Consider the following 23,699-nt stretch of genomic DNA (forward strand, 5'->3'; position numbering starts at 1 on the left):
GCGGTCATGTTCGCGCGGTCATACGGCAGCCGTCAAGAGTCGGAAACAAACTGGCAACCTGAGTGCGCTGGCCAACCGTGCATCCTTTGCATACTCTTGACGGCACGAGTGGAAAGGCGTACATATGACCGCGCGGTCATAAAGGGTTGGACGGAGAGGGGAGCTGCATGCCCAGCAGTGCGGATGTCGCACGTTTGGCGGGGGTTTCGAGGAAGACGGTCTCCAGGGTCTTCAACGAAGAGCCGTACGTGTCGGCCGAGGTGCGACGGCGGGTGATGGACGCCGCGGACACCCTCGGCTACCGCCTGAACCAGACGGCCCGCGCGCTCGCCTCCGGGCGGACCCGCACCGTGGGCGTCGTGACGCTCGGCACGCCGGGCTACGGCCCCGCCACGCTCCTGGTGAGCATCGAGCGGGCCGTCCGCGACACCGGGTACGCCCTGCACGTCGTCAGCACGATGGACGGCGACCCGGCCGGCATCGCCAGCGCCGTGACGTCCCTGCTGGAGCAGGGCGTGGACGGGATCGTCATCTCCGAGCCGGTCGACGAGGGCAAGGCCGCCATCCGCGTGGACGTGCCAGTGCTGTTCCTCGGCGCGCCACCCGCCTTCGCCGCCGCCCGGACGCTGACCACCAGCACCGGGTCCGAGCTGCTGGCGCGGGCGGCGACCGACCACCTGCTCGACCTGGGTCACGCCACCGTTCACCACGTCGCCGGCCCGCGCCGCTGGTACGCCGCCAGGGACCGCATCGAGGGATGGCGGGCGGCGCTGGAGGAGCGCCGCCGCATCGTGCCGCCCGTCGTCGCGGGTGACTGGTCGGCCGCGTCCGGGCATGCGGCGGGCCGGGAGCTCGCCCGCGACGACGACGTGACCGCGGTCTTCGCCGCCGGCGACGAGATGGCGATCGGCGTGATCCGTGCCTTGCTCGAAGCGGGCCGGCGGGTGCCCGAGGACGTCAGCGTCGTCGGCCTCGACGACATGCCGGTCGCCGCGTACGTGACCCCGCCGCTGACCACCGTGCGCCAGCCGTTCGACGCCGCGGCGAGGGAGGGCCTCAAGCTGCTCGTCCACGCCATCGAGAACCCCGGAGCCGACCTCCCGGCGGCGACCGACCCGCCGGTCGAGCTCGTGGTCCGCGCTTCCACCGCACCCCCGCCGTCCAGGGCCAAGAGCCCGTCACAAGGAGAGATCTCTTGGCACACCGCCTGACCACCGAACCCGGCGACGACCGGGTGCTCCGGACGCCGGGCATCGCCTACGGCGGCGACTACAACCCCGAGCAGTGGCCGGAGCACGTCTGGGCCGAGGACATGCGGCTGATGCGCGAGGCCGGGGTCACGATGGTCAGCGTCGGCATCTTCTCCTGGGCGCTCCTGGAGCCCGCCGAGGGCCGCTACGACTTCTCGCGCATGGACCGCGTCCTCGACCTGCTGCACGACAACGGCATCGCGGCCGACGTGGCCACCCCCACGGCCGCGCCCCCCGCCTGGTTCTTCCACGCCCACCCCGGCGCGCTGCCGGTGGACCGCGACGGGCGCACCCTGTGGCCGGGCAGCCGCCAGACGTTCTGCCCCAGCAGCCCGGCGTACCGGTCGGCGGCGCTGCGCATCGCCGAGGCGATCGGCGAACGGTACGCCGCCCACCCCGCCCTGGCCATGTGGCACGTGCACAACGAGTACGGCTGCCACAACGCCGCCTGCTACTGCGACACCAGCGCCGCCGCATTCCGCACCTGGCTGCGCGCCCGCTACGACGACGACCTCCAGGAGCTCAACCACGCCTGGGGTACCACGTTCTGGAGCCAGTGGTACTACTCCTGGGAGGAGATCCTGCCGCCCCGGGCGACCGGCGCCGACCCCAACCCGACCCACCAGCTCGACTGGCGGCGGTTCTGCTCCGACGAGCTGCTCTCGCTGTACACCGCCGAACGTGACGTGCTGCGCCGGGCTGCCCCCGGCGTTCCCGCGACGACCAATTTCATGGTCATGCCCACCTTCGACGCCTTGGACTACTGGCGCTGGGCCCCGGCCTCGGACATCGTCTCCAACGACCACTACCTGATGTCCGGCGACCCGGAGCCCGAGCTCGACATCGCCCTCAGCGGCGACCTGACGAGATCGCTCGGCGGCGGTCGTCCCTGGCTGCTGATGGAGCACTCCACGGGCGCGGTCAACTGGCAGCACGTCAACCGGGCCAAGCGGCCCGGCGAGATGTACCGCAACGCCCTGGCCCACGTGGCCCACGGCGCCGACGGCATCGCGTTCTTCCAGTGGCGGGCGGCGCGGGCGGGGGCCGAACAGTGGCACTCGGCGATGCTGCCGCACGGGGGCACGGACAGCGTCATCTGGCGGGACGTCGTCCGGCTTGGCGCCGGCCTGAAGGCCCTGGCCGAGGTGCGGGGCAGCACCGGCGATGCCCAGGTCGCCGTCGTGTGGGACTGGGAGGCCCGCTGGGCGCTCGAACTCCGCTGCCAGCCGAGCGGCGAACTGCGCTTCCAGCAGTTGGTCCGCGACTGGTACGCGCCGCTGTGGCGGGCGGGCGTCGCCGTCGACTTCGTCCGTCCCGGCGACCTCCGGGACGACCGGTACCGGCTGGTGCTCGTCCCGAGCCTGTACCTCGTCCGCGACGAGCACGCCGCGCAGCTCGCGGGCTTCACCGAGAGGGGCGGCACCCTGGCGGTCGGCTTCCACAGCGGCGCGGTGGACGAGAACTGCCACGTCCGGCTGGGCGGCTACCCCGGCGCGTTCCGCGACGTCCTCGGCTTGCGTACCGACGAGGTGTTCCCGCTGCTGCCCGGCGAGAGTCTCGCTCTCACCGGCGACGTGCCGCCGGGGGCGACGGCCACCCTGTGGTCGGAACGCGTGCGGCTCGACGGGGCCGAGGCTGTCGCGCGGTTCGCCGACGGGCCGCTTGCGGGCGTCCCCGCCGTCACCCGCAACCGCCACGGCGCCGGATCGGCCTGGTACCTCGCCACCCGCCCCGATCCGGGCACGCTGGCGGCGCTGCTCGACCGCGTCCGCCGGGAGGCGGGTGTACGCGAGGTACGTGCGGCACCGCCCGGCGTCGAGGTGGTCCGGCGCCGCGGCGACGACGCCGGCTACCTGTTCCTGATCGACCACGCGGGCACCGGCGCCCAGGTCGCGGCCGATGGTCTCGAACTGCTGACGGGCAAGCCGGTGCACGGCTCGGTGACCGTCCCCGCAGGGGGCGTCGCGGTCGTGCGCGAGCCGCTGCCCTGAGCCGGCCGAGGGCGCGGCGATCTGGACGCGGTCCAGGCCGGGGTACGAAGCCCACCGCGTTCCGCCCGACCGGAGCATGGATGGCGTGCCGCACCAATGGGCAGGCGTGCGGCCGAATCCCGGCAGATCGGGCGCCACCACGCGGAACGCCGGTGCCAGCCGCCTGGCCAGGGGCAGGAAGTACCGATGGGAGCAGCCCAGCCCGTGCCTTCCTCCAGCGCGTCCGCTCTCCGGGCGGCCAGGACGACGCCACGGATCCCAGCGGGGCACACATCACGCAGGAAGTGCGGGTGATTTGCCCATCGGGTGACGCGCGAACCCGGCGGCGAGGGCTCGCCGGTTTGTGGGTATACCGCGCGTCAGGCCGGCGCTGGGCTGGTCGGTGCCGCCGGGTGCCCGGGATCGTCGCGGTGGAAAATCGCCAGGAGGGCGAACCAGACCAGGATCATGATTCCGGCCGGGCGCAGGAATTCCTCGGAGAGAAGGGTACCGGCGAAGGAGTAGCCGGCGAGCCAGGCGCCGGTGATGACGCCGACCACGCGGACTGGCCAGTAACGGCTGACCAGGGAACTCGCCACGATCCAGACGCCGGCGAGGACGTGGCCGCCGAGCCGGACCGCCCAGGCTGTGTCGTACTCGACTGCGTTGATCATGAGGATGCCGGCGAGTACGTCGAGCGCCACCCAGCCGTAGCCTGCGGCTTTGGCCCAGGGCGCCGCCTCCAGGCGCGATACCAGAAAGAGGATCGAGAGGTGGAAGAAGACGCCCAGGTATTCTCCCCATGCCACGTCTGGGTCCGTGAAGAAGGCGATCACGGCGGGGAGGAACAGCAGGAGGGGGAGTAGCGCCACCAGGCGCAGGCTGGCGTAGTGCCGTCGAGGATCGAGCATCGGAGAAGTCCTTGCACATCGAGCTATGTGGTCGGGACGAACACTAGAAAGTGAACTGTTGATATGTCAACACTTGGGCCGGGTGGGGCGACTGAGCTGTGGCTGCGGTGGAAACGCGCCCATGAGATGGTCCGTGCCGCCGTCGTCGCCGAAACCACGGCGGCGTCCGGTGTCTCTGAGCCGGAACTGGGCGTCTTGGTCTGCCTGCACGAGTCCGGCGGGAGTTTGCGGCAGAACGCCCTCGCCGCCGCCCTCGGCTGGGATCGGACGCGGCTGTCGCACCTGCTGACCCGGATGGCCGACCGCGGCTACGTGGCCCGCGACAAGGTTCCGAACGGGGTGGAGGTCGCGCTGTGCCCGGCAGGCAGGCACTTGATCGACGCGACGTTGCCGACACTGGAGATGGCCACCCGACGTCACCTGCTGGACCGGCTCGGCCCGGACGACGCCAAGACGCTCAAGGCCCTCATCGATGGCCTCCTGTCGGGCGAAGGGGTGGCAGCCGAGGCCAAGACCGGGGCGCCCGATGCGGGGCCATGAGGGGCCGGCACCCCTCCCCGGCCACCGTCATGCGCATGCTCCGCGACCACGACACCAGCATCGTCGAGATGGGCGAAGGAGCCGACAATGCGAGCAACGGTTGTCATCCCTCGCCGGTACCCGAGCCGCGAACGGTCCTTGGTCGTGATCCAATGGCGCGATTCAAGATCACTTGAATACTGACGGTGAACTGGTACAGCCATGGCCCCGAGAATGCAGACCGGCAACAAGGTCTACATCAGGATCCGCAAGCATCGGGCTGGGAGAAGTGACCAGATCCTCAAGAGCTGGTCCATCAAGACCCGCAAGGGCTCCGGAGGCCGCAGCATCGGCTTCGCCGTCAACCGCGGGGACCGCATCCACGTCGACCTCGATTTCTGGTTCGATCTCCCCCGCGGGGACTGTTACAGGTGCATCAAGCGCGGCCGCAGCCGCAGCATCTGACATATCGCCACGGGGTCGCAGGGGAAAGTCGCGGAGGTTGCGGCGTTGGTGGAACGCGCCCCCCTTTTATCGGCCGCGTCGTGACAGCGTGGCCCGGTATCCGAAAGCAGCAGCCGCTTCCGGGGTCGTCCAGCGCGAGGGTCGCCGGGCCGCAGTTTGGGCAGCGGCGTCGTCGGTCACATGACCACCGCCATCTGCCCACATCGAGTTCAAAACAGCCGCTTAGCGGAATGTGGCTATCCGGGTACGGCGTGTCGCCGTCCGCCTGGCAGCCCGGCGCGATGCCGGGAACGGGGCCGTCGTGCCGGCCGAGCAGCACGCTGGCCACCCCAGTGCCGTGCGCCTCCGGGCGCCCCCGCCGGCGGTGGCCGGCCACAGGTCGAGAATCTGGGTCACCGCACGCCGGCGAACGCCGGATGAGTGTCATCGATGATCGTTCTACTCCGGATCTTGGTGGATGGGTTCAGATCCCGAAGTGAGCCGTCATGTCGAGGCTTGAGGGCTTGCGGGAAGGGCGAACACCACGCACGTAGCGCGAAGACGCCATCGAGGGGCGTCTTCGCGCTGGGTCGGCCGCTCTCCGTGCGCGGCCGCTCTCAGCAGCGGGCCAGCGCCACCGATCGCGCCGATGCCATCTCGTTGTCCAGCTCATTCAGCAGCACATCGTTCCAGGGAACGTCGTACCAGGGATCGCGTCCCGTCGGGTGGGCGGCGATCTGGATCGCGGCCGTCCTGCTGGCCGCGAAACGATCAACCCGGCACTCAGCACAACAATCCGGAGGATGAAGAACAAGCTGAAAGTGCGTTCCCGGTGCCGTCCTCACGTCGAGGGCGAGGACGGCGCCTTGGGAAAGCGGACGCGATCGAGACGCGGGCCGAGGTCGGTGTGCTGGGCTGTCAGTTCGGGATGGCGCTGCCGTCGCAGCCGCGGTCGATGCGGCCGGTGACGAAGTACTCGACCACGTCGGCGGCGCATTCCGGCAGGCGGGTGACGGAGCCGTGAACGTCGTCGCGGACGGTGTAGACGGTGCCGCCGATGGCGCGCTGTGTCTGCAGTGTCCACTCATACGCTGACATGTACTCATGCAGGTGCCCGGACAGCACCAGCGAGCCCTTGCCGCGTTTGACCGGGCCTTCCTGGACGGGAAGCGGCCAGCCGGGACATTCCACTCCCAGCCCCCAGGCCCGGCCGGTCACCGGATGGCGCCTGACACGCTCCTGGTAGGCGTTCCAGGCGGCGGTGAAGGCGGGCCGGCTGGCGTCCTCGTTGCATTTGACCGCGCGGTTCATGGTCAGGTTCAGCGTCTCGGGCAGGCCGGGCACAGGTGCTGCCTTCGGCGGGCCGAGGAGTTCCTTGACGGTGGGCGGGGCGGTGGTGCCGGTCGCATCACGCAGTTCGGCCAGGGCCCTGCCCGCTCGTGCCCATTCGGTGGAGTTGCGGCGGGCCAGGTCGGCGACGGCCGAGCCGTCGATGGGCCGTTGCAGGTCGGTGAACGTCTTCGGTGTCTTGTCGTGGTCGTGCACCAACCGCAGCACCGTGTCGCGTACCTGCTGTGTGGTGGATCCCAGGCCGTAGATCTCGTCGTTGCGCGCCAGCCAGGCCGCCATGCGGGCGAAGTTGCGTTCGGCGGCGCCGGCGCTGCCCGCGAGGTGGTCGTCCTGGCGGGTCCACGGCGGCGCGGTGCTGTCCAGGAAGACCCGGCCGGAGTTGCGGGGGTGGTTGCCGCGGTACAGCATGCCGAGGTGGGTGCCCCAGGACACGCCGAGCAGGTTGAGCCGGCGCTCGCCGAGCGCGGCCCTGATCAGGTCGAGGTCGTCGGCGACGTTCTCGGTGGTGAGCGCGCCGAGGAAGGCGGGGTCGGAACGTCCGCAGGAGCCGTTGGCGGCCACCTGGGCATCGTAGATCTTGCGGGCCGCCTCCTGGGTGAGCGGGCCGGGCTCCGGCCGGGGACCTTGCGTGGGCGGGCAGGCGACCTTGGTGCTGGCGCCCACCCCTCGGGGGTCGAAGCCGATGAGGTCGTAGCGCTCGTTGAGCTTGGCGATCTCCTCGTTCCTGAGCCGGATGCGCAGGACGGGATCGAGGTATCCGCTGTTGCCGGGCCCGCCGGGCAGGATCACGGTGGCGCCGAGCCGCCGCTTGGGGTCGGTGGCGGCGAGGCGGGTCACCGCGATGCCGATCTTCTGCCCGTCGGGGCGATCATGGTCCAGCGGGACACTGACCGTGCCGCATCGCAGCCGCTTCATCTGAGCGCGGAACGCCGGTAGTTGCTCCTCGGTCACGCCCATGGCCCGGACCACCTCGTCGGTGTGGGCGGGGCAGGGCTTCCACTCCACGCTCGGAGCCGGCCGGTCAACGGTGGCCGCCGCAGGGGCGGGCTGCGCCGCCGGCACCGCCGTTCCCGCAAGCGTCAGGCACGCGAGGGCAGTCAGCCGGCGTACGGGTGCCGCGAAAAATGTCATGGCAGCCATCGCTACAGCAGCGCTTGTTTCCTCCCGGTTTCCCCCGCCTCGCCGATCGAGGGCGGAAACCGTGAGGAAACCCCGCCTGGTCTAGGCATGAGCCCGACCATCGCGGCCGGCGCCACCGCTGGACCGCGATACTCCGACGGAAGGAACTCTCTCGTGAATCGTGCGACAGCGGCCGGCTTCGCCGGACTGGCCTGCGCCATGCTGACGCTGAGCACCCTGCCCGCCGCGGCGGACCCCGCGGCGAGCCAGGCCCGGCTGGGCGACGTGCAGCAAGCGCTGGACGCCCTGGCCAAGTCCCCGCAGGTGGTGGGCGCCATCGGCGAGGTCTACGTCGACGGCGAGCGCGTCGACAGGGGCTCGGCCGGCACCCGCCTGCTGAATGGCAAGGGCGGCAAGATCCCGACCGGCTCGCGCTTCCGCGTCGGCTCCCAGACCAAGCAGATGACCGGTGTCGTGGTGCTGCAACTGGTCAAGGAGGGCAAGCTCAAGCTCGACGACAAGCTCAGCGACCTGCTCCCGCAGGTGGCCGAGAAGGACCTGGTGGAACGGGCCGGCGAGATCACCCTGCAGCAGCTCGTCCAGCACACCTCCGGCATCCCCAACTTCTTCGACGACAAGCTGGTCGGCACCTTCGACTTCACCACCTACTACCCACCGATCGAACTGGTGAAGAAGTCCCGCACCCTGCCCCGGACCCAGGAGCCGGGCGAGAAGTTCTCCTACTCCAACACCAACTACATGCTGCTGGGCCTGATCATCGAGAAGTACACCAAGCACACCCTGGCCGCCGAGTTCGAGCGGCGCGTCTTCGATCCCGTCGGCATGGACGACTCCTACCTGCCCACCACGTTCCCCGGCGGCATCAAGGGCCCGCACGGCCACGGCTACTTCCCCGACAGCACGGGCAAGCTGCGCGATGTGGACCGGCTCAACATGAGCTACGGCTACGCCGCCGGCGGCGTCATCTCCACCGCGCACGACATCAGCGCCTTCCAGCGGGCCTTCGCCCAGAACCGGCTGCTGCCCGAAGAGCTGAAGAAGGTGCTCATGGGACCGCCCAGAAGCGCGCCGCAGCCCTCCGGGCAGCCGTCCGGGCCGCCGTCCGAGGGCGGGAGCGGCCAGCAGCAGCCGCCCGCGCTGCCGTGCGGGGGCCAGCCAGCGATCATGCCGCTCAAGGGCAGTGCCCCCGGCTTCAACGCGGTCACCTTCACCTCGCCCGACGGCCGGATGCAGTTCGCCCTGTCGGCCACCCTGGCCGTCTCCAACCTCGACGAATCGGTGCATCCGCTCCTGGTCAAGGCCGCCGAAGCGGTCTTCTGCCCGCAGAAGTGACAACAGGCCTGAAGCAGGGATAACAGCGAGGAAACAGCGACTCCACCACGCTCTAGCCCTTGACGAATTCCTTGACGAAAGGGCAGACCCAGTGACTGGAGTCAGCAGAAGAGCCGTGCTGACCGCCGGCGCGGCGGCGCTCGCCGCGCCGGCGGTCCCGGCGAGCGCCGCGTCCGCGCAGGAACGACCCTTCCGCGCCGCGGCGGGCATCGAACGACCAGCGCGGCCGAACGTGCTGTTCATCTTCGCCGACGACCTGGGATGGGCCGATCTGAGCTGCTACGGCTCGCCGGACATCCGCACGCCCCACCTGGACACGGTGGCCGCGCACGCGGCGGCGTACATCACCGGGCATCGCGAGCGGCCCTGGCTGCTCAACCTCAACTTCACCGCCCCGCACTGGCCCTGGGAGGCGCCCGGCGACCAGGACGTCAGCAAGGACCTCACCGCCCGCATCAAGGCCGGAGAGCCGGGAGCGCTCCAGCACGCCGACGGCGGCTCGCTGGGCACCTACCGCAGAATGGTCGAGGCCATGGACGCGGGTATCGGCCGCGTGTTGAAGGCGCTGACCGACAGCGGGCAGCGCGACACCACCCTCGTCATCTTCTCCAGCGACAACGGCGGCGAACGCTGGTCCTACCAGTGGCCGCTGAGCGGGTCCAAGGGCCAGCTCAACGAGGGGGGCATCCGGGTGCCCACCATCGTGCGCTGGCCCGCCGCCCTCGACGGCCACCAGGTCAGCGACGTCCCCGTCATCACCATGGACTGGACCGCGACCATCCTGGACGCCGCCGGCGTGCGACCCGCCGACAGCCACCCCCTGGACGGGCACACTCTCCTGCCCTACCTCATCGACGGAGCCCCAGCCCCGGACAACACCCTGTTCTGGCGCACCAGCCGGGCCGCAGCGCTGCGCAGCGGCCGCTGGAAGTACCTACGCGCCAACAACGTCGAAAAGCTGCACGACGTGCCGGCCGACCCCCGAGAACAAGCCAACCTCGCCAAACGCCACCCCGACATCCTCAACCAGCTCCGCACGCGCTGGGAGCAGATCGACGCCGGCCTGCTTCCCTACCCCACCACGCCCTGAATCACGCCGGGCTTGACGGAGACCACCTCGACCCCTTGCTGAACCCAAGGCCAGCGGAAAGCCAGCGGATCAGGCGCCCGCCGGCGGTCCGCTGACGGTTCCGTACCTGGATCTCGTGCATCGAATGCGTAGGTGTCCTCGGGCGGGGGCTGAGGGTGGTCGTGGGCTTGCCGCCCGGGCGAGCGAGATGAGCGCGTTGGCGACGGCGAGGGCGGGCGGCCAGAGCAGGGGATCTGGGAACGTCGCGGAGTTCAGGCGCGTCGAAGATCACATGGAGGCCGTCCCGGGAAGGATCAGGAAAGCGACCGCCCTGCTGCTCTCCCCGGCTCCGGCCGGGATCGCTCTGGTGCTGATCACGTTGCTCGCCCAGGCGCAGAGCTTGCTCAGTTTGCCGCACGACGAGACTCCGCAGGAGATTTCGGCGGCGATGTGGCGTTCCGCGGCGAGCCAATCCGATAAGGAGTTCCACGACCGATTGCTCGGCCTTGGCATATTCACTGCGGTGGCCACCGTCGTATTCGGGCTGCTGGCGTGGCAGGTGCGGCGTGGCACGCGGCGGCCCACCCTTCTGCTCGCGACCGCCACCGGGCTGACCGCTGTTTATGTGGCCATGCTCTGGCAGGTATTCGCCATGGAGCCGTCGGGGCTCCTGCTCGTGTCCGACAGCGGACAAGAAAGTCACGTCATCAACCTGAAGCTGCCCGGTTGGTACGGCCCGCTCCGCGGGCTCCTGGTCCTGGCCGCCGCGGTCGCACAGGTATGGGGTCTCATTCTGCTGACCGGTAGGCACGGAGTGGAATGGTGGACCGTTCACCAGAAGTGGCCGGCCGGGGCGGGCCCCGCACCCCTGTGGATGAGCCCGCTCCGCCAGGCGGCCTTGCTGATGCTGCTCACCCCCGCGTTGTTACTGATCTACGCCCTGGCGAACTATCCCGGCGCCGTGGTCGGTCTGGCCATCGAACGCGGCGAACCCGATTTTCTCCCCCATCTCTTCCTCCAGGATATGGAGGTTCACGTCGAGTTTTTCGGGATCACCGCGGCCCCTGTCGTGGTAGCGGGCCTGATCCTTTGGCGGCACCACGCCCGGGAACGGCTGGCGGCCGGTTTGCTCGCCGGTCTTATCGGAATTCCCTACGCGGGCGGTCTGCTGGACTCTGCCCTGCATCACAGCGACACAAGTTACTTCCACAATTACGTGGGCACGGGGATCATCACACCCTGGTGGCACGTGCCGGCGGTATCGACCGCCGGCCTCACCCTTCTCCTCCTCCACCTGGCCAGCTTGGCCCTCCTCTTCCGAATTCCCCGCACGAGAGCCGCGTTCTCCGCGGCTGGGTCAGGTGGTGGAGCGGGACCAGAATAGGCCATGCGGGATTGCGCCGGTCGGACCGAGCAACATGGCGAGGATGTCGTGCTCGCCGCGCCGCGATCCGGTGCTTTCTACAACCGGGTCGTACACCGGACACATCCGGCAGGTGGCACCGGGCGCACATCGCTCCAGCCCACCTTCCTCACGATCTCGGCGTGATGGTGGACACCGTCAGGAGCCAGCCATTGCCTCCCGAGCACGTGGCCGGTCTTGCGGTCGATCACGATCTGCCTTACGCCCTGCCCCGTCTTCTCCTGGAGAGCCAGCCCGTCGAGCCCGAACGTCCGCGGCACGTCGTCGACCACCGTGATGCCCGGCTCCTTCGCGAGGAGCAGGTAGGCGGCAGCCCTGGTGCCGGGCGCCGCCGGTGAGGTGATGAGCCGCGAGGCGGCCTCCTTGAGCCAGCGCTCGCGCTCGGTGTCCACCTGAGGGCGGTAGCTTTCCAGCAGCCGGGACTTGAGGGCCGCCGGCTCCTTGGGGAGGCTCCGCAGCTCCGTCAGCGTCGGCTTCAGCCCATCGGCGAGCTCCAGCCCCGCCTCCAGATCCGTTGAGGAGTATGCGGGCATGTTCTTGTCGCACCCCCGTGCGGGGCACAGCTTGGGGGAGCCGTCCCGTCGCCACGCCTTCAGGTCCTCGGCCGTGTACGGCTTCGACGACACCGGCTCGTGCCAGCCGTAGACCTCACGGTCGGGCCCGAAGGCGAGGGCCTCCATGGCGCGTTCCTCGACCTTGTAGCCATGATCGCTCTTCGTCCGCACGACGTGCTCGGTGTCTCGTCGCCAGTAGCGGCCGTTCGCCTCCGGTGTGGCCGCCAGCCTGGCGGCCGCGGCCTCCAGTTTCTGCATGGGCGTGACCGCGACCGGCTCCACCGAAGATCGAGGGACGAGGGCCACCACCACGCCGACCACGAGCACGACAGCCGCCGCGACGAGCGCCATCCCCGTCCACGACCTTCTGCCCGCCCCCGCCATCGACACATGGGACACCGGTGCAGCTGCGAGTATCCGCTCCCGCGCCGCCAGCAGTTGCTCGGCCGAGGGAGGCGGCACATCGGGCATGACCGAGTCGATGACCTGGAACTCGTTCATCCCAACACCTCACGCAGCTTGGTCCTGGCCCTGCTCAACCTTGACGCGACAGTCCCCGAGGCGATGCCGAGCGCCGCCGCCACCTCGTCGTAGCCCAGCCCGCCGTACGCGATGAGGAGCACCACGTCGCGCTCTCCCTGTGAAAGCCGTGCCAGCGCTCCGGCCAACCGGTCGACCGTCACGCTCGCGCTGAGCCTGTCCACGATCCGCTGGTCGTGTCCTTCGTCGTCAGGTGGCGGCCCTGTCCGGGCCAGGGCGCGGTACCGGCGCACCTCGGCGCGCCGGTGGCGGCCGATGAGGTTGGTCGCGATGCCGTACAACCATGGCCTGACCTCGCCCAAGCCCGAGTCGAAGCGTTCACGTTGCCTGAAGGCGATGAGGAACGTCTCGGCGGCGAGGTCCTCGGCCACGTCGGGGTCGAGCCTGCGTCCGATGTAGCGCCGGATCTCCTCGTAATGGGCCTCGAAGACGGCCTCGAAGATGCCGGGAGCAGTGATCACACACTTGATTGCCCGCAAGCACCCGGTCCTTCCAGGAAATCTTGAGGAGTTGTCGTAGCGTACGTGTGCCTCGGCCACGCCAACGACCGCTACCCGCGCCTGTACACCAACCCCCGACATCGCCGCTGGTTACATCGAGGACCTGTGGCCAGCCGAGATTGCGCCGACGCCGTGCGGCAGCCGTCCAGGGATGTAGCCCGTGCGACGTCGCGAGCGCGAACGTGGCCGGGCATGAAGAGTTCCGCGCCACCCTTTTGGATTCCGGAATATAGAACGTGGTGGCGTTCGCTCATGGCCAGACCGCGAATCTTCGACGAGAGCGTCGTTCTCGAAGCCGCAGCGGCGCAGTTTCGCGTCCACGGCTACGCCGACACCTCGACCGAGCAGCTCTGCGAGGCGGCCGACGTGCGGCGCAGCAGCCTGTACAACGCGTTCACGTCCAAGGATGAGCTGTTCGTCCGCGCACTCGAGCACTACGCATCCACCATGCGGGCGCGCCAGACATCCATCCTCACCGACACCTCCCTCAGCGGCGCCGACCGGATCCGGGCCGGCCGCATGGACGGAGGCATGCCGGACGGCCCTGACGCCGGTGAGGGCGCACTCCTGGTCAACACCCTCATCTCCGGTATCCGCGTGACGGCCCAGACCGGAGTCACCCCCGAAATTCTGCACCGGATCGCCCTCGACGGGCAGCCGGTGATGCGGATGCGACGCATGCGCTCGGTGATCGGCTCGATCTGCGTCACGGTGACGTGCCGGAACGGTGTTGCGACCGGAACAACTTCCTGGACGCGCGTTCGAGACGGACGTGGTCGTGACGATCGCCGCCGCAGGCCCATTCTCCGGATTCTTACGGGACAGATCGCGTCCACGTCCATGGGGACAGGCCGGTAGAGATGTGGTTCCAGGGGGTGGTCATCCACACGGATGATCTACGCCGGACAGCCTTCGAAGATCCACAGGACACACGCCTCAGCGGTGTGGGGCCAGGCCGTGCTCGTAGGCATAGATGACGGCGTGAACTCGGGTGGGTAGTCCGAGCTTGCGCAGGAGGCTCGCGACGTGGTTCTTGACCGTGCCTTCCTCGATGGTCAGGGCTCCGGCTATGTCCGCGTTGCTCAGCCCGCGAGCCAAGTGCCGAAGCACCTCGAGTTCGCGAGGGGTGAGCCGTTGCCGGGCGTCGGTGTCGGGAGCGGGTGACAGCGTTGCGAAGCGGTGGATCAGCCGGGTGGTGACCTGCGGGTCCACCAGCCCGTGTCCGCGGTGCAGCGCCCGCACCGCCTCCAGGAGCAGTTCGGGATCGCTGTCCTTGAGCAGGAACCCCGAAGCCCCCGACTGGAGCGCGCCGAAGAGGTACTCGTCGGTGTCGAACGTCGTCAGCGCGAGCATCTTCGGCGGGCTGTTCGTGGCGGCCAGCTGCCGGATCGCGGACAGGCCGTCGACGTACGGCATGCGCAGGTCCAGCACGGCCACGTCGGGGCGTCGCCACAGTGCCTGGTGCACGGCCTCGGCCCCGTCGGCCGCCTCACCGACCACCTGAATGTCGGGCTCGGCGTCCAGCGTCACGCGCAAGGCGTCGCGTACGGCGGGCTGGTCATCGGCGATCATCACGCGAATGGTCACGCCGCTCCCTGTCCACCGACTTGCCGGATCGGCAGGACCGCCTCCACCCGCCAGCCGCGATCTTGTCGCGGCCCTGCCGTGAGGGTGCCGCCGTGCTGGTGCACGCGTTCGCGCATGCCCCTGATGCCCCGCCCGTCCGCTCCGGCCCGGCCGTGGCCGTCGTCGGTGACCGCAATCGTCACCGCGGCGCGGTCGCGCAGCAGGTGTACATTCACGTGGCTGGCTCCGGAATGGCGTGCGGCGTTGGTGAGTGCTTCCTGCGCCACGCGGTAGATCGTCTGGGCCACGGTGGGTGGCAGCGGGATGGCGGGCCCGGCGCGGTGCACGGAGATCGGCAGGTGTGGCGTGGACAGCCGCCTGGCCAGCTCCTCGATCCCTTCGAGCGCCGGGCCGGCAGGCGGCTCACGCAGGGAGTCGAGCAGGGCGCGTACCTCTCGCAGCGCGGTCGCGGAGAGCTCGGCGATGATGCTCAAGGCCCGATCCGCCGCATCCACCTGGCCGCCGTCGGCTTGGTCGCCGGCCTCGGCATGGCCGGCCTGGCCCCGATTGGTGGCCTGCGCCCGGTTGTGCAGGGCCCGGCGGGTGGCGGTGGCCTGCATGCGGATCGCGGTGAGGTGGTGGCCGACGCTGTCGTGCACGTCGCGGGCGAGCGCGGCGCGATCCTCGGCCATCGCGCGCCCGGCCTCGGCGTGGTCGAGTCGCGCCGCCTGCGCGGCGCGCTCCCCGTGCAGCCGCAGGGCGTTGCCGACCGCGACCGGGGCGACACCCATGATGACCAGGTCGGTGACCACGGAGAGCCCTCTGAAGGCTTGCGGGACGAGCAGGCCGTAGCCGATGGTCCAGGCGATGGACAGGCTCATGACCAGCCAGGGGCGGCGCGGCAGGCGGTAGGCCGCCGCGCCGAACATGACCATGGTCACCAACCGGCCTTGCCAGCCAGGGATCACCAGGCCGAGCAGGGCGATCGCCGCTGAGAGCAGCGCTCCTGGCAACGGGAAGCGGTTGCGTAGTGTCAGGGGCAGGGCGGCGGCGAGGCCGGCGCAGGCCAGCAGGGGGAGCCCGGGCTGCGGCGCCCTGCCGTCGAGCAGGGCGAGCGCGGTGAGCGTGGCCGTGGTCGCGAGCACGAGCAGTCCCTGTCTGGCGTACACGCCCGTTACGCTACTTCGCCGGTCCGCAGGAGGCGCCGCGCGGCGGCAGCTCGCCGGTGGTGAAGTAGCGGTGCACGTGCTCGCGTACGCAGGGGTGGCCGGAGAAGTACAGGGCATGCCCGCCGGCCGCCGTCAGGAACCGGGCGCCGGGCAGCTGGGCGGCCAGCCTCCGGCCGTCGCCCGTCGGGGTGTTGTCGTCGTAGGTGCCACCTGCGATGAGCACCGGTGGCAGGCCGGGCGCCTTGATGGGGTGCGGCGGGTAGGTTCCGGTGGGCGGCAGGCCCGCGCAGTGGTTGGCCATCGGCCAGACCGACCGCCACCCGATGTGCGGTGTGTCGCGGCGCAGCGCCGTCTCCAGCTTCTTGAGCTTGTCATAGCCGGGGTAGGGCAGATCCGCGCAGAGGATGACGCGTGACAGGTCGGGGTCGGGCATCCCTTCCACCTTGGCGAAGAACGAGGCGTCACCGGCCCGGGCCCGCGCGAGCCCGGCGGCCAGGCGCTCCCAGGTGGCCTCGTAGGTGAAGTTGGCGCGGGAGGCGATCTGGGTGTCGCTGATGCGCACCCCGGGGCCGGCCTCGGGGGCGGGGATGGGCTCGCGGCGGGCCTTGACCATCACCTCGTCCCAGACGGCCAGGGGATCCTCGCCGCGCAACGCGCAGGTGGTGGTGCCCCTGCACCAGGCGGCGAAGCGTTCGGCGTTGGCCTCCAGCGCGTGGGCGCGCCGGTGGAGCCACTCGCGCAGGTCGGGCGTGGTGTGGTCCCACACGCTGTCGAGGTACATCCGGCCGACCCTGCGGGGGAACAACTCGGCGTAGGCCTGCCCGAGCGCGGTGCCGTGCGAGTTGCCCAGATAGGTCAGCTTGGCCTGGCCGAGCGCCTTTCTGATCGCCTCCATGTCATGTGCGATCTGCCAGGAGTTGAGGTTGCCTGACAGCACGCCGGCCTCTTCGGCGCACGCTTGTCCGAACGCACGGTTCTTCGCGGCGTACGCGTCGTAGGCCGCCTTGGCGGGGAACACCCACTCGGTGGCGAAGGGGGCGGGCAGGGGACATGTGATGGCGGTGGACCGGCCGAACCCCCGCGGATCGAAGATCACCACATCGAACCATCTGGTCAGGTCGGCGAAGGACTGTTTGACGCGCCGCAGCAGCGCGATCTGCTCGCCCGGCCCGCCGGTGTTGACCAGGAGCACCCCCTTCTTACGGGCCTGGTCCTGGGCGGGCAGCTTGGCAAGCCCGATCGTCACCCGCGGCTCTGATCGTCGGGCCCAGTCGGCCGGCACCTTGATCTGCGCGCACTGCAGACCGTCCCCGCAGTCCTGCCATGACAGGGGGGTGGATGTGGCCGGAGCGAGGGTGGTGGCCGCGCTGATGATGAGCGATAGGGCGATGTTCATGCCGGCAGGATGGCCGGGCCCGCACCGCTCTCGCGTCCCTCTTTCTGCATATCTTTCGTCCGGGACTGCGGCATGGAAGGCGGGCGACCCGGGTCAGGCCCACGACGGCCGGCTTGAGCTGCCCCCATCGCGTTTGAGGGATACCGACATGAGGAGAGACGTTGGATCGCGATGCCAGCTTCCGAGCGTTCGTGGATGCCCACCGACGCTCGTTGTTGCGCCTGGCCTACCTGCTCACCGGAGAGACCCACCGTGCCGAGGACCTGCTGCAGAGTGTGCTGGTTCGCATGATCGGGCGGTGGCCGAGGTTACGCCACATCGACCACCTCGACGCCTGCGCGCGTAAGGCCACGGTGAACCAGTACACCTCTTGGCGGCGGCGCCGTGGCTCCGGCGAGGTGCCGAGCGCCGACCCGCCCGACCGCGCGTACTCGACCGAGGACTCCGCCGTCCTGCGGGTCGTCCTGCATCAGGCGCTCATGCGGCTGACCCCCAAGCAGCGTGCCACGTAGGAGGTCATGCCCTCGGGGGAGGTGTTTCCTGAGCAGCGCGCGGGCGTGCACGCGCACCAGCGGGTCGTTGTCGACATGGATGATGCGCGCGGCGGGGTCGAGCGCCTGGGCGAGTCTCGTGGGTGTTCTGCATCGTCGGCAGTCCGGTGCCGGAACCGTGTCGACCAAGATCACTGTTCGGCAGGAGCTCCATTGGACGCCAAGTCCGTCATTTCTCATGAGGTAGCGCCGTGGGCAGAGGCTAGGCGGTCGTGCGCAACCGGGCCTCGGCGGCCCAGTGGGGTGCGTTCCAGCGGTCGGCGATGGTGGCGGCCAGGGTGAAGTGGGCGGCGGCCTCGTCGGTGCGGCCGAGGAAGACGGCCAGTTCACCCAGGGTGTGGGCGACCGGGCGCAGCGCCAACGACAGGCTCGCGGCGCCCGCCGGGGGGCCGTTGCGATGCGGAAGCAGCGTCGCGTAGATCTCCTCGGCGGCATCGCGGTCGTTCAAGGCGACGACGGCCATCGCGCGCAACGTTGTGAGGAAGGTGAAGAAGAAGTCGGGGCGGATCGGGCGGGGTGACGCGCGGACCTCGCGGGCTTCGGCGTCCAGGCCGTTGGCGTGGAGGGCGAGCGCGAGCAGGTCGCAGACCATGGGGCCGAGCGCGGCGTGGAGGGCGCGCACGTCGTCCAGGTGCGCGCCGAGCGTGCCCTCGTTCAGCCGGATCGTAGCCAGGGCAAGTTGGAAAAAGCCCGTGTGCACCGATCCGATGCGCCGCATGCCCTCGTCGGCCTTGATGTAGAGGCGCTCGGCGTCGGCGAATCGGCCTTCGACGAGCGCCAGGCTCGCCAGCGTGATCTCGGCGACGGAGATCGCCTCGCGCATTCGGTAGGTACGCGCGAGTTCCAGGGCCTCGGTGATCACCTGGTGCATGGTCACCGGGTCATTGGCGGCGGCGGCGACGCCGGCATGGTTGAGCAGCCCAGTGACGCGGTAGACCGGCAGGTCGTGCTCGGTGCCGATCTCCACGAGCTCCCGGCAGAGCTCGGCGTCGCCGTGGGCTTCGGCCAGGATCTCGAGTGCCGCGGCCCGCAACCGGGGTTCGGTGGCGAGGTCGAGCGCCTCCTGCGCTGCCTCTGCAACGGTCGGGTCGTCCTCGCCGACCAGTTCGTTCGCGTACGCCGTCAGGAGCCGGGACCGCACCGAAGGGGTCAGGTCACGCTTCAGCAGGCGGCTCAGGCGGTCGACGACGGGCCGGTCCACCGTGCCGTACGTACGGGCCCGCCAGGCGGTGGGCTCTGTCCACGCGGTGAATGCGGCGATCATCAGGTCGTCGCGGCCCAGGGACTCTGCGTACTCCACGGCTTGACGGCGCGTCTCGCGGGCGGCTGCGACGGACCCCGCCCGGATCTGCGCGCGCAGCAGCCTGCCGAGCAGTTCGACGCGTTCGTCCGGTCCGGTCGAGTTGGCGACGGCATCGGTGAGGAGGTCGGCCGCCACGTCGTGGGCGTAGCGGGCCTCGGCAAGCTCGGCGGCCTGGACGCAGTAGCCGACGGCCTTCGGTGAGCCGGCGCGCGCGTAGTGATGGGCCAGCGCCGCGATGTCGTCGGTTCCTTCGAGAGCGGCGGCGATCCGGGCGTGCATCCGGGTAGCACGCAATCTGCTGACGTCGGCGATGAGCGTGTCCCTGACGAGGGCGTGGACGAAGCGGATGAGGCCTGGGCCGGGCTCGTCGAGGAGCCCGGCGATGACGCCCGCGTCCAAGGCGTCCATCACCCCGTCCTCGTCGGTGTCGGCGGCCTTGACGAGGACGTCCACTGAACTTTCCCGGCCTGCGACCGCGGCCAGCCGGAGGACGGACACGCCTCCCTCGGGCAGGCGCGCGAGCCGGCGGCGCAGGACGTCCCGTACGCCTTCGGGGACCTCGGAGAGGGCGACCAGCGCGCCTTCGCCGTTCAGCAGCCGGGCGCTTTCGCGCACGTAGAACGGGTTGCCGCCGGTGCGCTCGGCGATCCCTGCGATGGTCTCCTCGTCGGCCTCGCATTCGGCCCGTACGAGCTCCGCGACGGCCTCGTCGTTCAGCCCCGGCAGCGCCAGGCGGAGGGGCGTGGCGCGCGCGAGGGAGGCCAGCGTTTCGGTGAGGTGCCCGCTCTCGTCCGCGCGGTACGCGGCGACGACCAGGATCGGGGCCCGCATGCCGAGGCCGCCGCCGAGCAGTTCCAGCGTGGTGGCGTCCGCCCAGTGCAGGTCGTCCAGCACGACGGCGACCGGGCGTTCCGTGGCGACCGTCGCGAGCCACTTCCACACGGCTTGGCGCAGGCGGAACCGTCCAGCGGTGGCGTCGGCGTTCACCGGTCCGGTGTCGGTGAGCAGCGGCGCGAGGTCGTCCGCGAACTCGCCCGGGGACGTGGACGCGGCGACGGCGCTCAGCGCCTCAGTCCAGGCCCACGCGGGCGGCGCGCCGTCGACCTCGGGGCAGCGGCCGACGGCGACCAGCCATCCGTCACGTTCGAGCCGCCTGCCGAGGTGTTCCAGCAGCGTCGACTTGCCGAGCCCGGCCTCGCCGGTGACAAGGGCGATACGGGCTCCGTCGGTGGCGGCCCCGGTGGCCGCCGTGACCAGTGCCGACAGCTGGGCCTCGCGTCCCACGAACGGCGCCTCGACGATCGGAGCCGTCCCCGGGAGAGGGGCCGCCTGCGGCAGCGGTGCGGTCAGCGGGGGCGGGGGCGGGGGCGGGGGCGGGGGCACGGTCGCGCGTAGGACGTCTGTGCGCTGGGTGAGGATCGCCTCCTCCAACGCCGTCAGGTCCGGGCCGGGGTCGAGCCCGAGCTCCTCGGCGAGGATGCCGCGGGCGCGGCGGAGCGTCGCCAGCGCGTCGGCTTGGCGGCCGCTGCTCCACAGTGCCAAGGCGTGCAGCCGCCAGCCTTCCTCGCGGAGGGGCTCGTCGCGGGTGAGCCGCTCGGCCTCGGGAACCACCGCGGCGGGGTCGCCGATGCGCAGACCCGCCGCGACGTGCAGCTCGGTGGCAACCAGGCGCAGCTCGTTCAGCCGGGCCGTCTCGGCGGCGGCCCACGGCTCGTCGGCGACCTCGGCGAACGCCGGTCCCTGCCACAGCCCCAGCGCCTCGGCGAGCCGAGCCTGCGCGGCGCGCAGGTCGGTGTCCGTACGCGCTTGGCCCAGCAGGCCCTCGAACCGCCACGCGTCCACCGCCTCCGGTGGCAGCCGCAGCGCGTAACCCGGCGCCGCGCTCACCAGCAGCCGGGCCGGCGTGCGCGGCGGGCGTCCGGGCTCCAGCAGCCGGCGCAGGTTGGACACGTACGCCTGCAGGGACATCAGTGCCCGCGCGGGCGGCTCCCCGCGCCACAGATCCTCGATCATCCGGTCGACCGGCACGACCTGCCCACGCGCCGCCACCAGCAACGCCAGCACGCCCCGCTGCCGCGGCCCGCCCAAGGGAACGGGCTCGCCGCCGACCTCGGCCACGAAAGAGCCCAGCACCCGGATGAAGACCATGATCCGCACATCTTACGTGGACGTTCCAAGTCCCCTCCAAATCCCCTCCAAACACCCAGGAGCAGCCTGAACACATCGCAACCGATGAAGGGGCGGGAACAGATGAGCGTCAACACCCGGGACATGGAGATCGTCCACCGCGTGCTCCGCCGTGAGTCACGGCTGCTGGTGGAGCTCGTGGCGGCCGTCGCCCCGGGTGACACCGCTCGCGCCAAGGTGATCGCCGGCCACTTCCGCGTCTACCGGCTGGTCCTGCACAACCACCACGAGGGCGAGGACGAGCTGCTGTGGCCGCCGCTCCTTTCCCGGGTGGACCTGGAGGCCGACATCGTCCTGCGCATGCAGGCCCAGCACGAGCGCGTCGCGGTCACCCTGAGCAGGCTCGACGCCGCGCTCCCCGCCTGGGAGGCCACCGCGGGCGCCGACGAACGCGACACCCTGGCGGCCGCCCTCTGCGAGCACCGCGCGGTCCTGCTGGAACACCTCGACGACGAGGAGGCCACCCTCCTCCCGCTCGTGGCCGAGCACATCACCCAACAGGAGTGGGCCTGCCTGGGCGGCCACCTGGTGAACAACACGCCCAAGCTCACCCTGTTCACGCTCTTCGGCGCCGTCCTGGAGGACGCGAACCCGGCCGAGCGCGCCATCGTCCTCAGCGGCCTTCCCGCCCCGGTCCGCGTCATCTGGCACGTCATCGGCCGCCCCCGCTACGCCCGCCACATCCGCCGTGTCCGCGGCTGAACCCTGCCCGTCCGTACATACAAGACATGCAAGGAGAACGACCATGTCGCTGAAGAAGCTCAACACCGTCCTGGCCGCCGTCGTCGTCCTGTTCACCCTCTACCTCGGATTGTCCTTCGTCCTGCCCCTCGGGACCACCTTCCCGGGGCTGGCGAACTGGCCCTCTGACGGCAGCGGCTTCTCCATCGTGAAGGGCAGCCGCGAGATCGCGATGGGCCTGGCCATGGGCATCCTGCTGGTGACGGGCCACCGCCGCCCGTTGGGCTGGGTCCTGCTGATGGTGGCCGTCGCCCCGTTCGGCGACATGGTCAACGTCCTGGCCCACCACGGATCCACGGCCGCCGCGCTCGGCATCCACGGCCTGACCGCGGCGCTGATCGCGGTCACGGGGTTGCTGACCCTCCGCGAGACCAGCACCACCCCGGCGACCGCCGCGCAGCCCGCCTGACGCCCGCATTCTCTGACAACTCGAAAAGGGAGACGACGATGACCATCAACGATCTGCGCGGTGTCCTCAAGGGGCGCGTGCTCCTGCCCGGTGACGACGGCTTCGAACAGGCGTCCACCGCGTGGAATCTGACCGTCAGGCAGCCGGTGGCGGCCGTGGTGGAGGCCGCGGATGCCGATGACGTGGCGGCGCTGGTGCGTTACGCGCGGCGGGCGGGCATGACGGTGACCGCGCAGCCGAGCGGGCATGGCGCCTCGGGTGACGTGGAGGGCCTGATCCTGTTGCGTACCGGCCTGCTGAACGAGGTGGAGGTACGCGCGGAGGAGCGCATGGTCCGGGTGGGCGCGGGCGTGAAGTGGGGGCAGGTGCTGGCGGCGGCCGGTCCGCTGGGCCTGACCGGCCTGACCGGCAGCGCGCCGGGAGTCAGCGTGACCGGCTACACCCTGGGCGGCGGGGTGGGCTGGTTCAGCCGCAAGTACGGTTTCGCCTCCGACAGCGTGCGGGCCATCGACATCGTGGACGCCGAGGGCGAGCAGGGCCGGGTGACCGCCGAGTCCGATCCGGAGCTGTTCTGGGCGCTGCGCGGCGGTGGCGGGGACTTCGCGGTGGTGACCGCACTCGAACTCGAGCTGTATCCCGCGCCGGTCCTGTACGGCGGGCGCGTGATCTGGCCGGAGCACCGGACCAGGGAGGTGTACGACGCGTTCCTGGAGATCACCGCCGAGGCGCCGCGTGAACTCAGTGTCTGGATCAACCGGCTCCAGCCACCCGGCGCGCCGCCGATGGTCACGCTGGATCTGGTCCACCTGGGTGAGGCGGCTCAGGGGGAGGACCTGCCGGCGCGCATCGACAAGATCGGGGACGCGATCTCCGACAGCCGCGGCGTCGTCCCGGTCGCCAACCTGGGCGGCATCACCGCCGAGCCCACCGATCCGGCCCCGTCCATCACTCGTGCGGAGCTGCTCACCGGCCTGGACGCCGACGCGGTGGAGCTCCTGCTGGCCAAGCCGGTCGAACCGCTCATCAACGTGCAGATCAGGCACCTGGGCGGGGCGCTCGCCGAGCCGGGCGGCGGGGCCGGGGCGAGCGGCGCGGTGGCTGAGCCGTACCTGCTCGGCCTGCTGGGTCTCGGCCTGCCGCACGTGGCCGACGCGACGCGCGCCAAGCAGGCCGAGGTCGTGGCCGACCTGGAGGCCTACACCAGCGGCCGCAAGCCGTACACCCTGCTGTCCCCCGGTGACACGGCGGCGAAGTCCTTCTCCGGCAGCGCGCTCGCGCGGCTGCGGGAGATCAAGCGGGCCCGTGACCCGCACAACGTGTTCCGCGCGAACTACCCGGTGCTCGGATGATCGGTTCCCAGCAGGTCACGGCCCCT

At 70.6% G+C, this 23,699-nt stretch carries 20 protein-coding genes and 1 pseudogene; 12 read left to right on the plus strand and 9 right to left on the minus strand.

Annotated elements, in window-relative coordinates; translation table 11 throughout:
- Positions 1-167 precede the first annotated feature (167 nt).
- Positions 168-1,211: a LacI family DNA-binding transcriptional regulator gene (locus tag AB0I79_RS33905; RefSeq protein WP_357881851.1), complete on the plus strand. Its 1,044-nt coding sequence runs from the start codon at positions 168-170 to the stop codon at positions 1,209-1,211.
- Positions 1,196-3,241, plus strand: coding sequence for a beta-galactosidase (locus AB0I79_RS33910; RefSeq protein WP_357881854.1), 2,046 nt, complete (start codon positions 1,196-1,198; stop codon positions 3,239-3,241). Before AB0I79_RS33905 ends, AB0I79_RS33910 begins: the two co-directional genes overlap by 16 nt.
- Positions 3,242-3,600: 359 nt before the next feature.
- Here the strand turns inward: AB0I79_RS33910 and AB0I79_RS33915 are convergent, their stop codons facing one another.
- Positions 3,601-4,131, minus strand: a complete 531-nt coding sequence (locus AB0I79_RS33915) for a hypothetical protein (protein ID WP_357881857.1) — start codon at positions 4,129-4,131, stop codon at positions 3,601-3,603.
- 126 nt (positions 4,132-4,257) lie between these two features.
- Between AB0I79_RS33915 and AB0I79_RS33920 the strand changes: the two genes are divergently transcribed.
- Positions 4,258-4,671, plus strand: coding sequence for a MarR family transcriptional regulator (locus tag AB0I79_RS33920; protein ID WP_357881860.1), 414 nt, complete (start codon positions 4,258-4,260; stop codon positions 4,669-4,671).
- Between the two features lie 213 nt (positions 4,672-4,884).
- On the plus strand, positions 4,885-5,115 hold the full coding sequence (locus AB0I79_RS33925; RefSeq protein ID WP_357881864.1) for a hypothetical protein: 231 nt from the start codon (positions 4,885-4,887) through the stop codon (positions 5,113-5,115).
- 897 nt (positions 5,116-6,012) lie between these two features.
- Here AB0I79_RS33925 and AB0I79_RS33930 read toward each other — a convergent pair.
- On the minus strand, positions 6,013-7,575 hold the full coding sequence (locus AB0I79_RS33930) for an alpha/beta hydrolase (protein WP_357881867.1): 1,563 nt from the start codon (positions 7,573-7,575) through the stop codon (positions 6,013-6,015).
- 162 nt (positions 7,576-7,737) lie between these two features.
- On the opposite strand from AB0I79_RS33930, the gene AB0I79_RS33935 reads away from it, so the two are divergent.
- The 3 genes from AB0I79_RS33935 (at position 7,738) to AB0I79_RS33945 (ending at position 11,369) form a co-directional block, all read left to right on the plus strand.
- Positions 7,738-8,916 carry a serine hydrolase domain-containing protein gene (locus AB0I79_RS33935; RefSeq protein WP_357881870.1) on the plus strand — a complete coding sequence of 393 codons (1,179 nt, stop codon included), beginning with the start codon at positions 7,738-7,740 and terminating at the stop codon, positions 8,914-8,916.
- A 91-nt stretch (positions 8,917-9,007) separates the two neighbouring features.
- The gene (locus AB0I79_RS33940; protein WP_357881873.1) at positions 9,008-10,006 is read left to right on the plus strand and encodes a sulfatase-like hydrolase/transferase; all 999 of its coding nucleotides are present in this window, start codon (positions 9,008-9,010) and stop codon (positions 10,004-10,006) included.
- 346 nt (positions 10,007-10,352) lie between these two features.
- Complete coding sequence (locus AB0I79_RS33945; RefSeq protein WP_357881876.1) at positions 10,353-11,369, plus strand: hypothetical protein; 1,017 nt, start codon at positions 10,353-10,355, stop codon at positions 11,367-11,369.
- A 77-nt stretch (positions 11,370-11,446) separates the two neighbouring features.
- Here the strand turns inward: AB0I79_RS33945 and AB0I79_RS33950 are convergent, their stop codons facing one another.
- Entirely contained in the window at positions 11,447-12,463 is a 1,017-nt protein-coding gene (locus AB0I79_RS33950) for a hypothetical protein (RefSeq protein ID WP_357881879.1), read from the minus strand.
- Positions 12,460-12,963 carry an RNA polymerase sigma factor gene (locus tag AB0I79_RS33955; RefSeq protein WP_357881882.1) on the minus strand — a complete coding sequence of 168 codons (504 nt, stop codon included), beginning with the start codon at positions 12,961-12,963 and terminating at the stop codon, positions 12,460-12,462. Before AB0I79_RS33955 ends, AB0I79_RS33950 begins: the two co-directional genes overlap by 4 nt.
- Positions 12,964-13,194: 231 nt before the next feature.
- On the opposite strand from AB0I79_RS33955, the gene AB0I79_RS33960 reads away from it, so the two are divergent.
- Positions 13,195-13,860 (plus strand): TetR/AcrR family transcriptional regulator, encoded by a 666-nt coding sequence (locus AB0I79_RS33960; RefSeq protein ID WP_357881885.1) that lies wholly within the window; start codon positions 13,195-13,197, stop codon positions 13,858-13,860.
- Between the two features lie 78 nt (positions 13,861-13,938).
- Here AB0I79_RS33960 and AB0I79_RS33965 read toward each other — a convergent pair whose 3' ends face one another.
- From AB0I79_RS33965 to AB0I79_RS33975, 3 genes are read right to left on the minus strand one after another with little or no spacing between them, the layout of a single operon-like run.
- On the minus strand, positions 13,939-14,589 hold the full coding sequence (locus AB0I79_RS33965; protein ID WP_357881888.1) for a response regulator transcription factor: 651 nt from the start codon (positions 14,587-14,589) through the stop codon (positions 13,939-13,941).
- A complete protein-coding gene (locus AB0I79_RS33970) occupies positions 14,586-15,737 on the minus strand; it encodes a sensor histidine kinase (protein ID WP_357881891.1) in 1,152 nt (383 codons plus the stop codon). The genes AB0I79_RS33965 and AB0I79_RS33970 overlap by 4 nt, the downstream gene beginning before the upstream one ends.
- A 10-nt stretch (positions 15,738-15,747) precedes the next feature.
- Positions 15,748-17,133 carry an alpha/beta hydrolase gene (locus AB0I79_RS33975; RefSeq protein WP_357881894.1) on the minus strand — a complete coding sequence of 462 codons (1,386 nt, stop codon included), beginning with the start codon at positions 17,131-17,133 and terminating at the stop codon, positions 15,748-15,750.
- A gap of 191 nt (positions 17,134-17,324) precedes the next feature.
- On the opposite strand from AB0I79_RS33975, the gene AB0I79_RS33980 reads away from it, so the two are divergent.
- Positions 17,325-17,645, plus strand: coding sequence for a sigma factor (locus AB0I79_RS33980; protein WP_357881897.1), 321 nt, complete (start codon positions 17,325-17,327; stop codon positions 17,643-17,645).
- 30 nt (positions 17,646-17,675) lie between these two features.
- Here AB0I79_RS33980 and AB0I79_RS33985 read toward each other — a convergent pair.
- Positions 17,676-17,796: pseudogene (locus AB0I79_RS33985) on the minus strand (SAM-dependent methyltransferase); the annotation flags it as partial.
- Between the two features lie 90 nt (positions 17,797-17,886).
- Positions 17,887-21,135 carry a BTAD domain-containing putative transcriptional regulator gene (locus AB0I79_RS33990; RefSeq protein WP_357881900.1) on the minus strand — a complete coding sequence of 1,083 codons (3,249 nt, stop codon included), beginning with the start codon at positions 21,133-21,135 and terminating at the stop codon, positions 17,887-17,889.
- Positions 21,136-21,237: 102 nt separating this feature from the next.
- Between AB0I79_RS33990 and AB0I79_RS33995 the strand changes: the two genes are divergently transcribed.
- Genes AB0I79_RS33995 through AB0I79_RS34005 form a run of 3 tightly spaced genes read left to right on the plus strand, consistent with a single transcriptional unit; the run spans position 21,238 to position 23,673 of the window.
- Complete coding sequence (locus tag AB0I79_RS33995) at positions 21,238-21,876, plus strand: hemerythrin domain-containing protein (protein ID WP_357881903.1); 639 nt, start codon at positions 21,238-21,240, stop codon at positions 21,874-21,876.
- A gap of 43 nt (positions 21,877-21,919) precedes the next feature.
- Entirely contained in the window at positions 21,920-22,324 is a 405-nt protein-coding gene (locus AB0I79_RS34000; protein ID WP_357881906.1) for a DUF4267 domain-containing protein, read from the plus strand.
- 38 nt (positions 22,325-22,362) lie between these two features.
- On the plus strand, positions 22,363-23,673 hold the full coding sequence (locus AB0I79_RS34005; RefSeq protein ID WP_357881909.1) for an FAD-binding oxidoreductase: 1,311 nt from the start codon (positions 22,363-22,365) through the stop codon (positions 23,671-23,673).
- The last annotated feature ends 26 nt before the right edge of the window (positions 23,674-23,699 follow it).

Source organism: Nonomuraea sp. NPDC050202 (genome assembly GCF_040656115.1).
GTDB lineage: Bacteria > Actinomycetota > Actinomycetes > Streptosporangiales > Streptosporangiaceae > Nonomuraea.

Excerpts from the sequence above, each read along its gene's own strand:
- AB0I79_RS33990 (WP_357881900.1), bottom strand. The coding sequence starts at position 21,135 with ATGGTCTTCATCCGGGTGCTGGGCTCTTTCGTGGCCGAGGTCGGCGGC.
- AB0I79_RS33915 (WP_357881857.1), bottom strand. The coding sequence starts at position 4,131 with ATGCTCGATCCTCGACGGCACTACGCCAGCCTGCGCCTGGTGGCGCTA.
- AB0I79_RS33905 (WP_357881851.1), top strand. The coding sequence starts at position 168 with ATGCCCAGCAGTGCGGATGTCGCACGTTTGGCGGGGGTTTCGAGGAAG.
- AB0I79_RS34000 (WP_357881906.1), top strand. The coding sequence starts at position 21,920 with ATGTCGCTGAAGAAGCTCAACACCGTCCTGGCCGCCGTCGTCGTCCTG.
- AB0I79_RS33960 (WP_357881885.1), top strand. The coding sequence starts at position 13,195 with ATGAAGAGTTCCGCGCCACCCTTTTGGATTCCGGAATATAGAACGTGG.
- AB0I79_RS34005 (WP_357881909.1), top strand. The coding sequence starts at position 22,363 with ATGACCATCAACGATCTGCGCGGTGTCCTCAAGGGGCGCGTGCTCCTG.
- AB0I79_RS33925 (WP_357881864.1), top strand. The coding sequence starts at position 4,885 with ATGCAGACCGGCAACAAGGTCTACATCAGGATCCGCAAGCATCGGGCT.
- AB0I79_RS33920 (WP_357881860.1), top strand. The coding sequence starts at position 4,258 with ATGGTCCGTGCCGCCGTCGTCGCCGAAACCACGGCGGCGTCCGGTGTC.
- AB0I79_RS33930 (WP_357881867.1), bottom strand. The coding sequence starts at position 7,575 with ATGACATTTTTCGCGGCACCCGTACGCCGGCTGACTGCCCTCGCGTGC.
- AB0I79_RS33975 (WP_357881894.1), bottom strand. The coding sequence starts at position 17,133 with ATGAACATCGCCCTATCGCTCATCATCAGCGCGGCCACCACCCTCGCT.
- AB0I79_RS33950 (WP_357881879.1), bottom strand. The coding sequence starts at position 12,463 with ATGAACGAGTTCCAGGTCATCGACTCGGTCATGCCCGATGTGCCGCCT.
- AB0I79_RS33995 (WP_357881903.1), top strand. The coding sequence starts at position 21,238 with ATGAGCGTCAACACCCGGGACATGGAGATCGTCCACCGCGTGCTCCGC.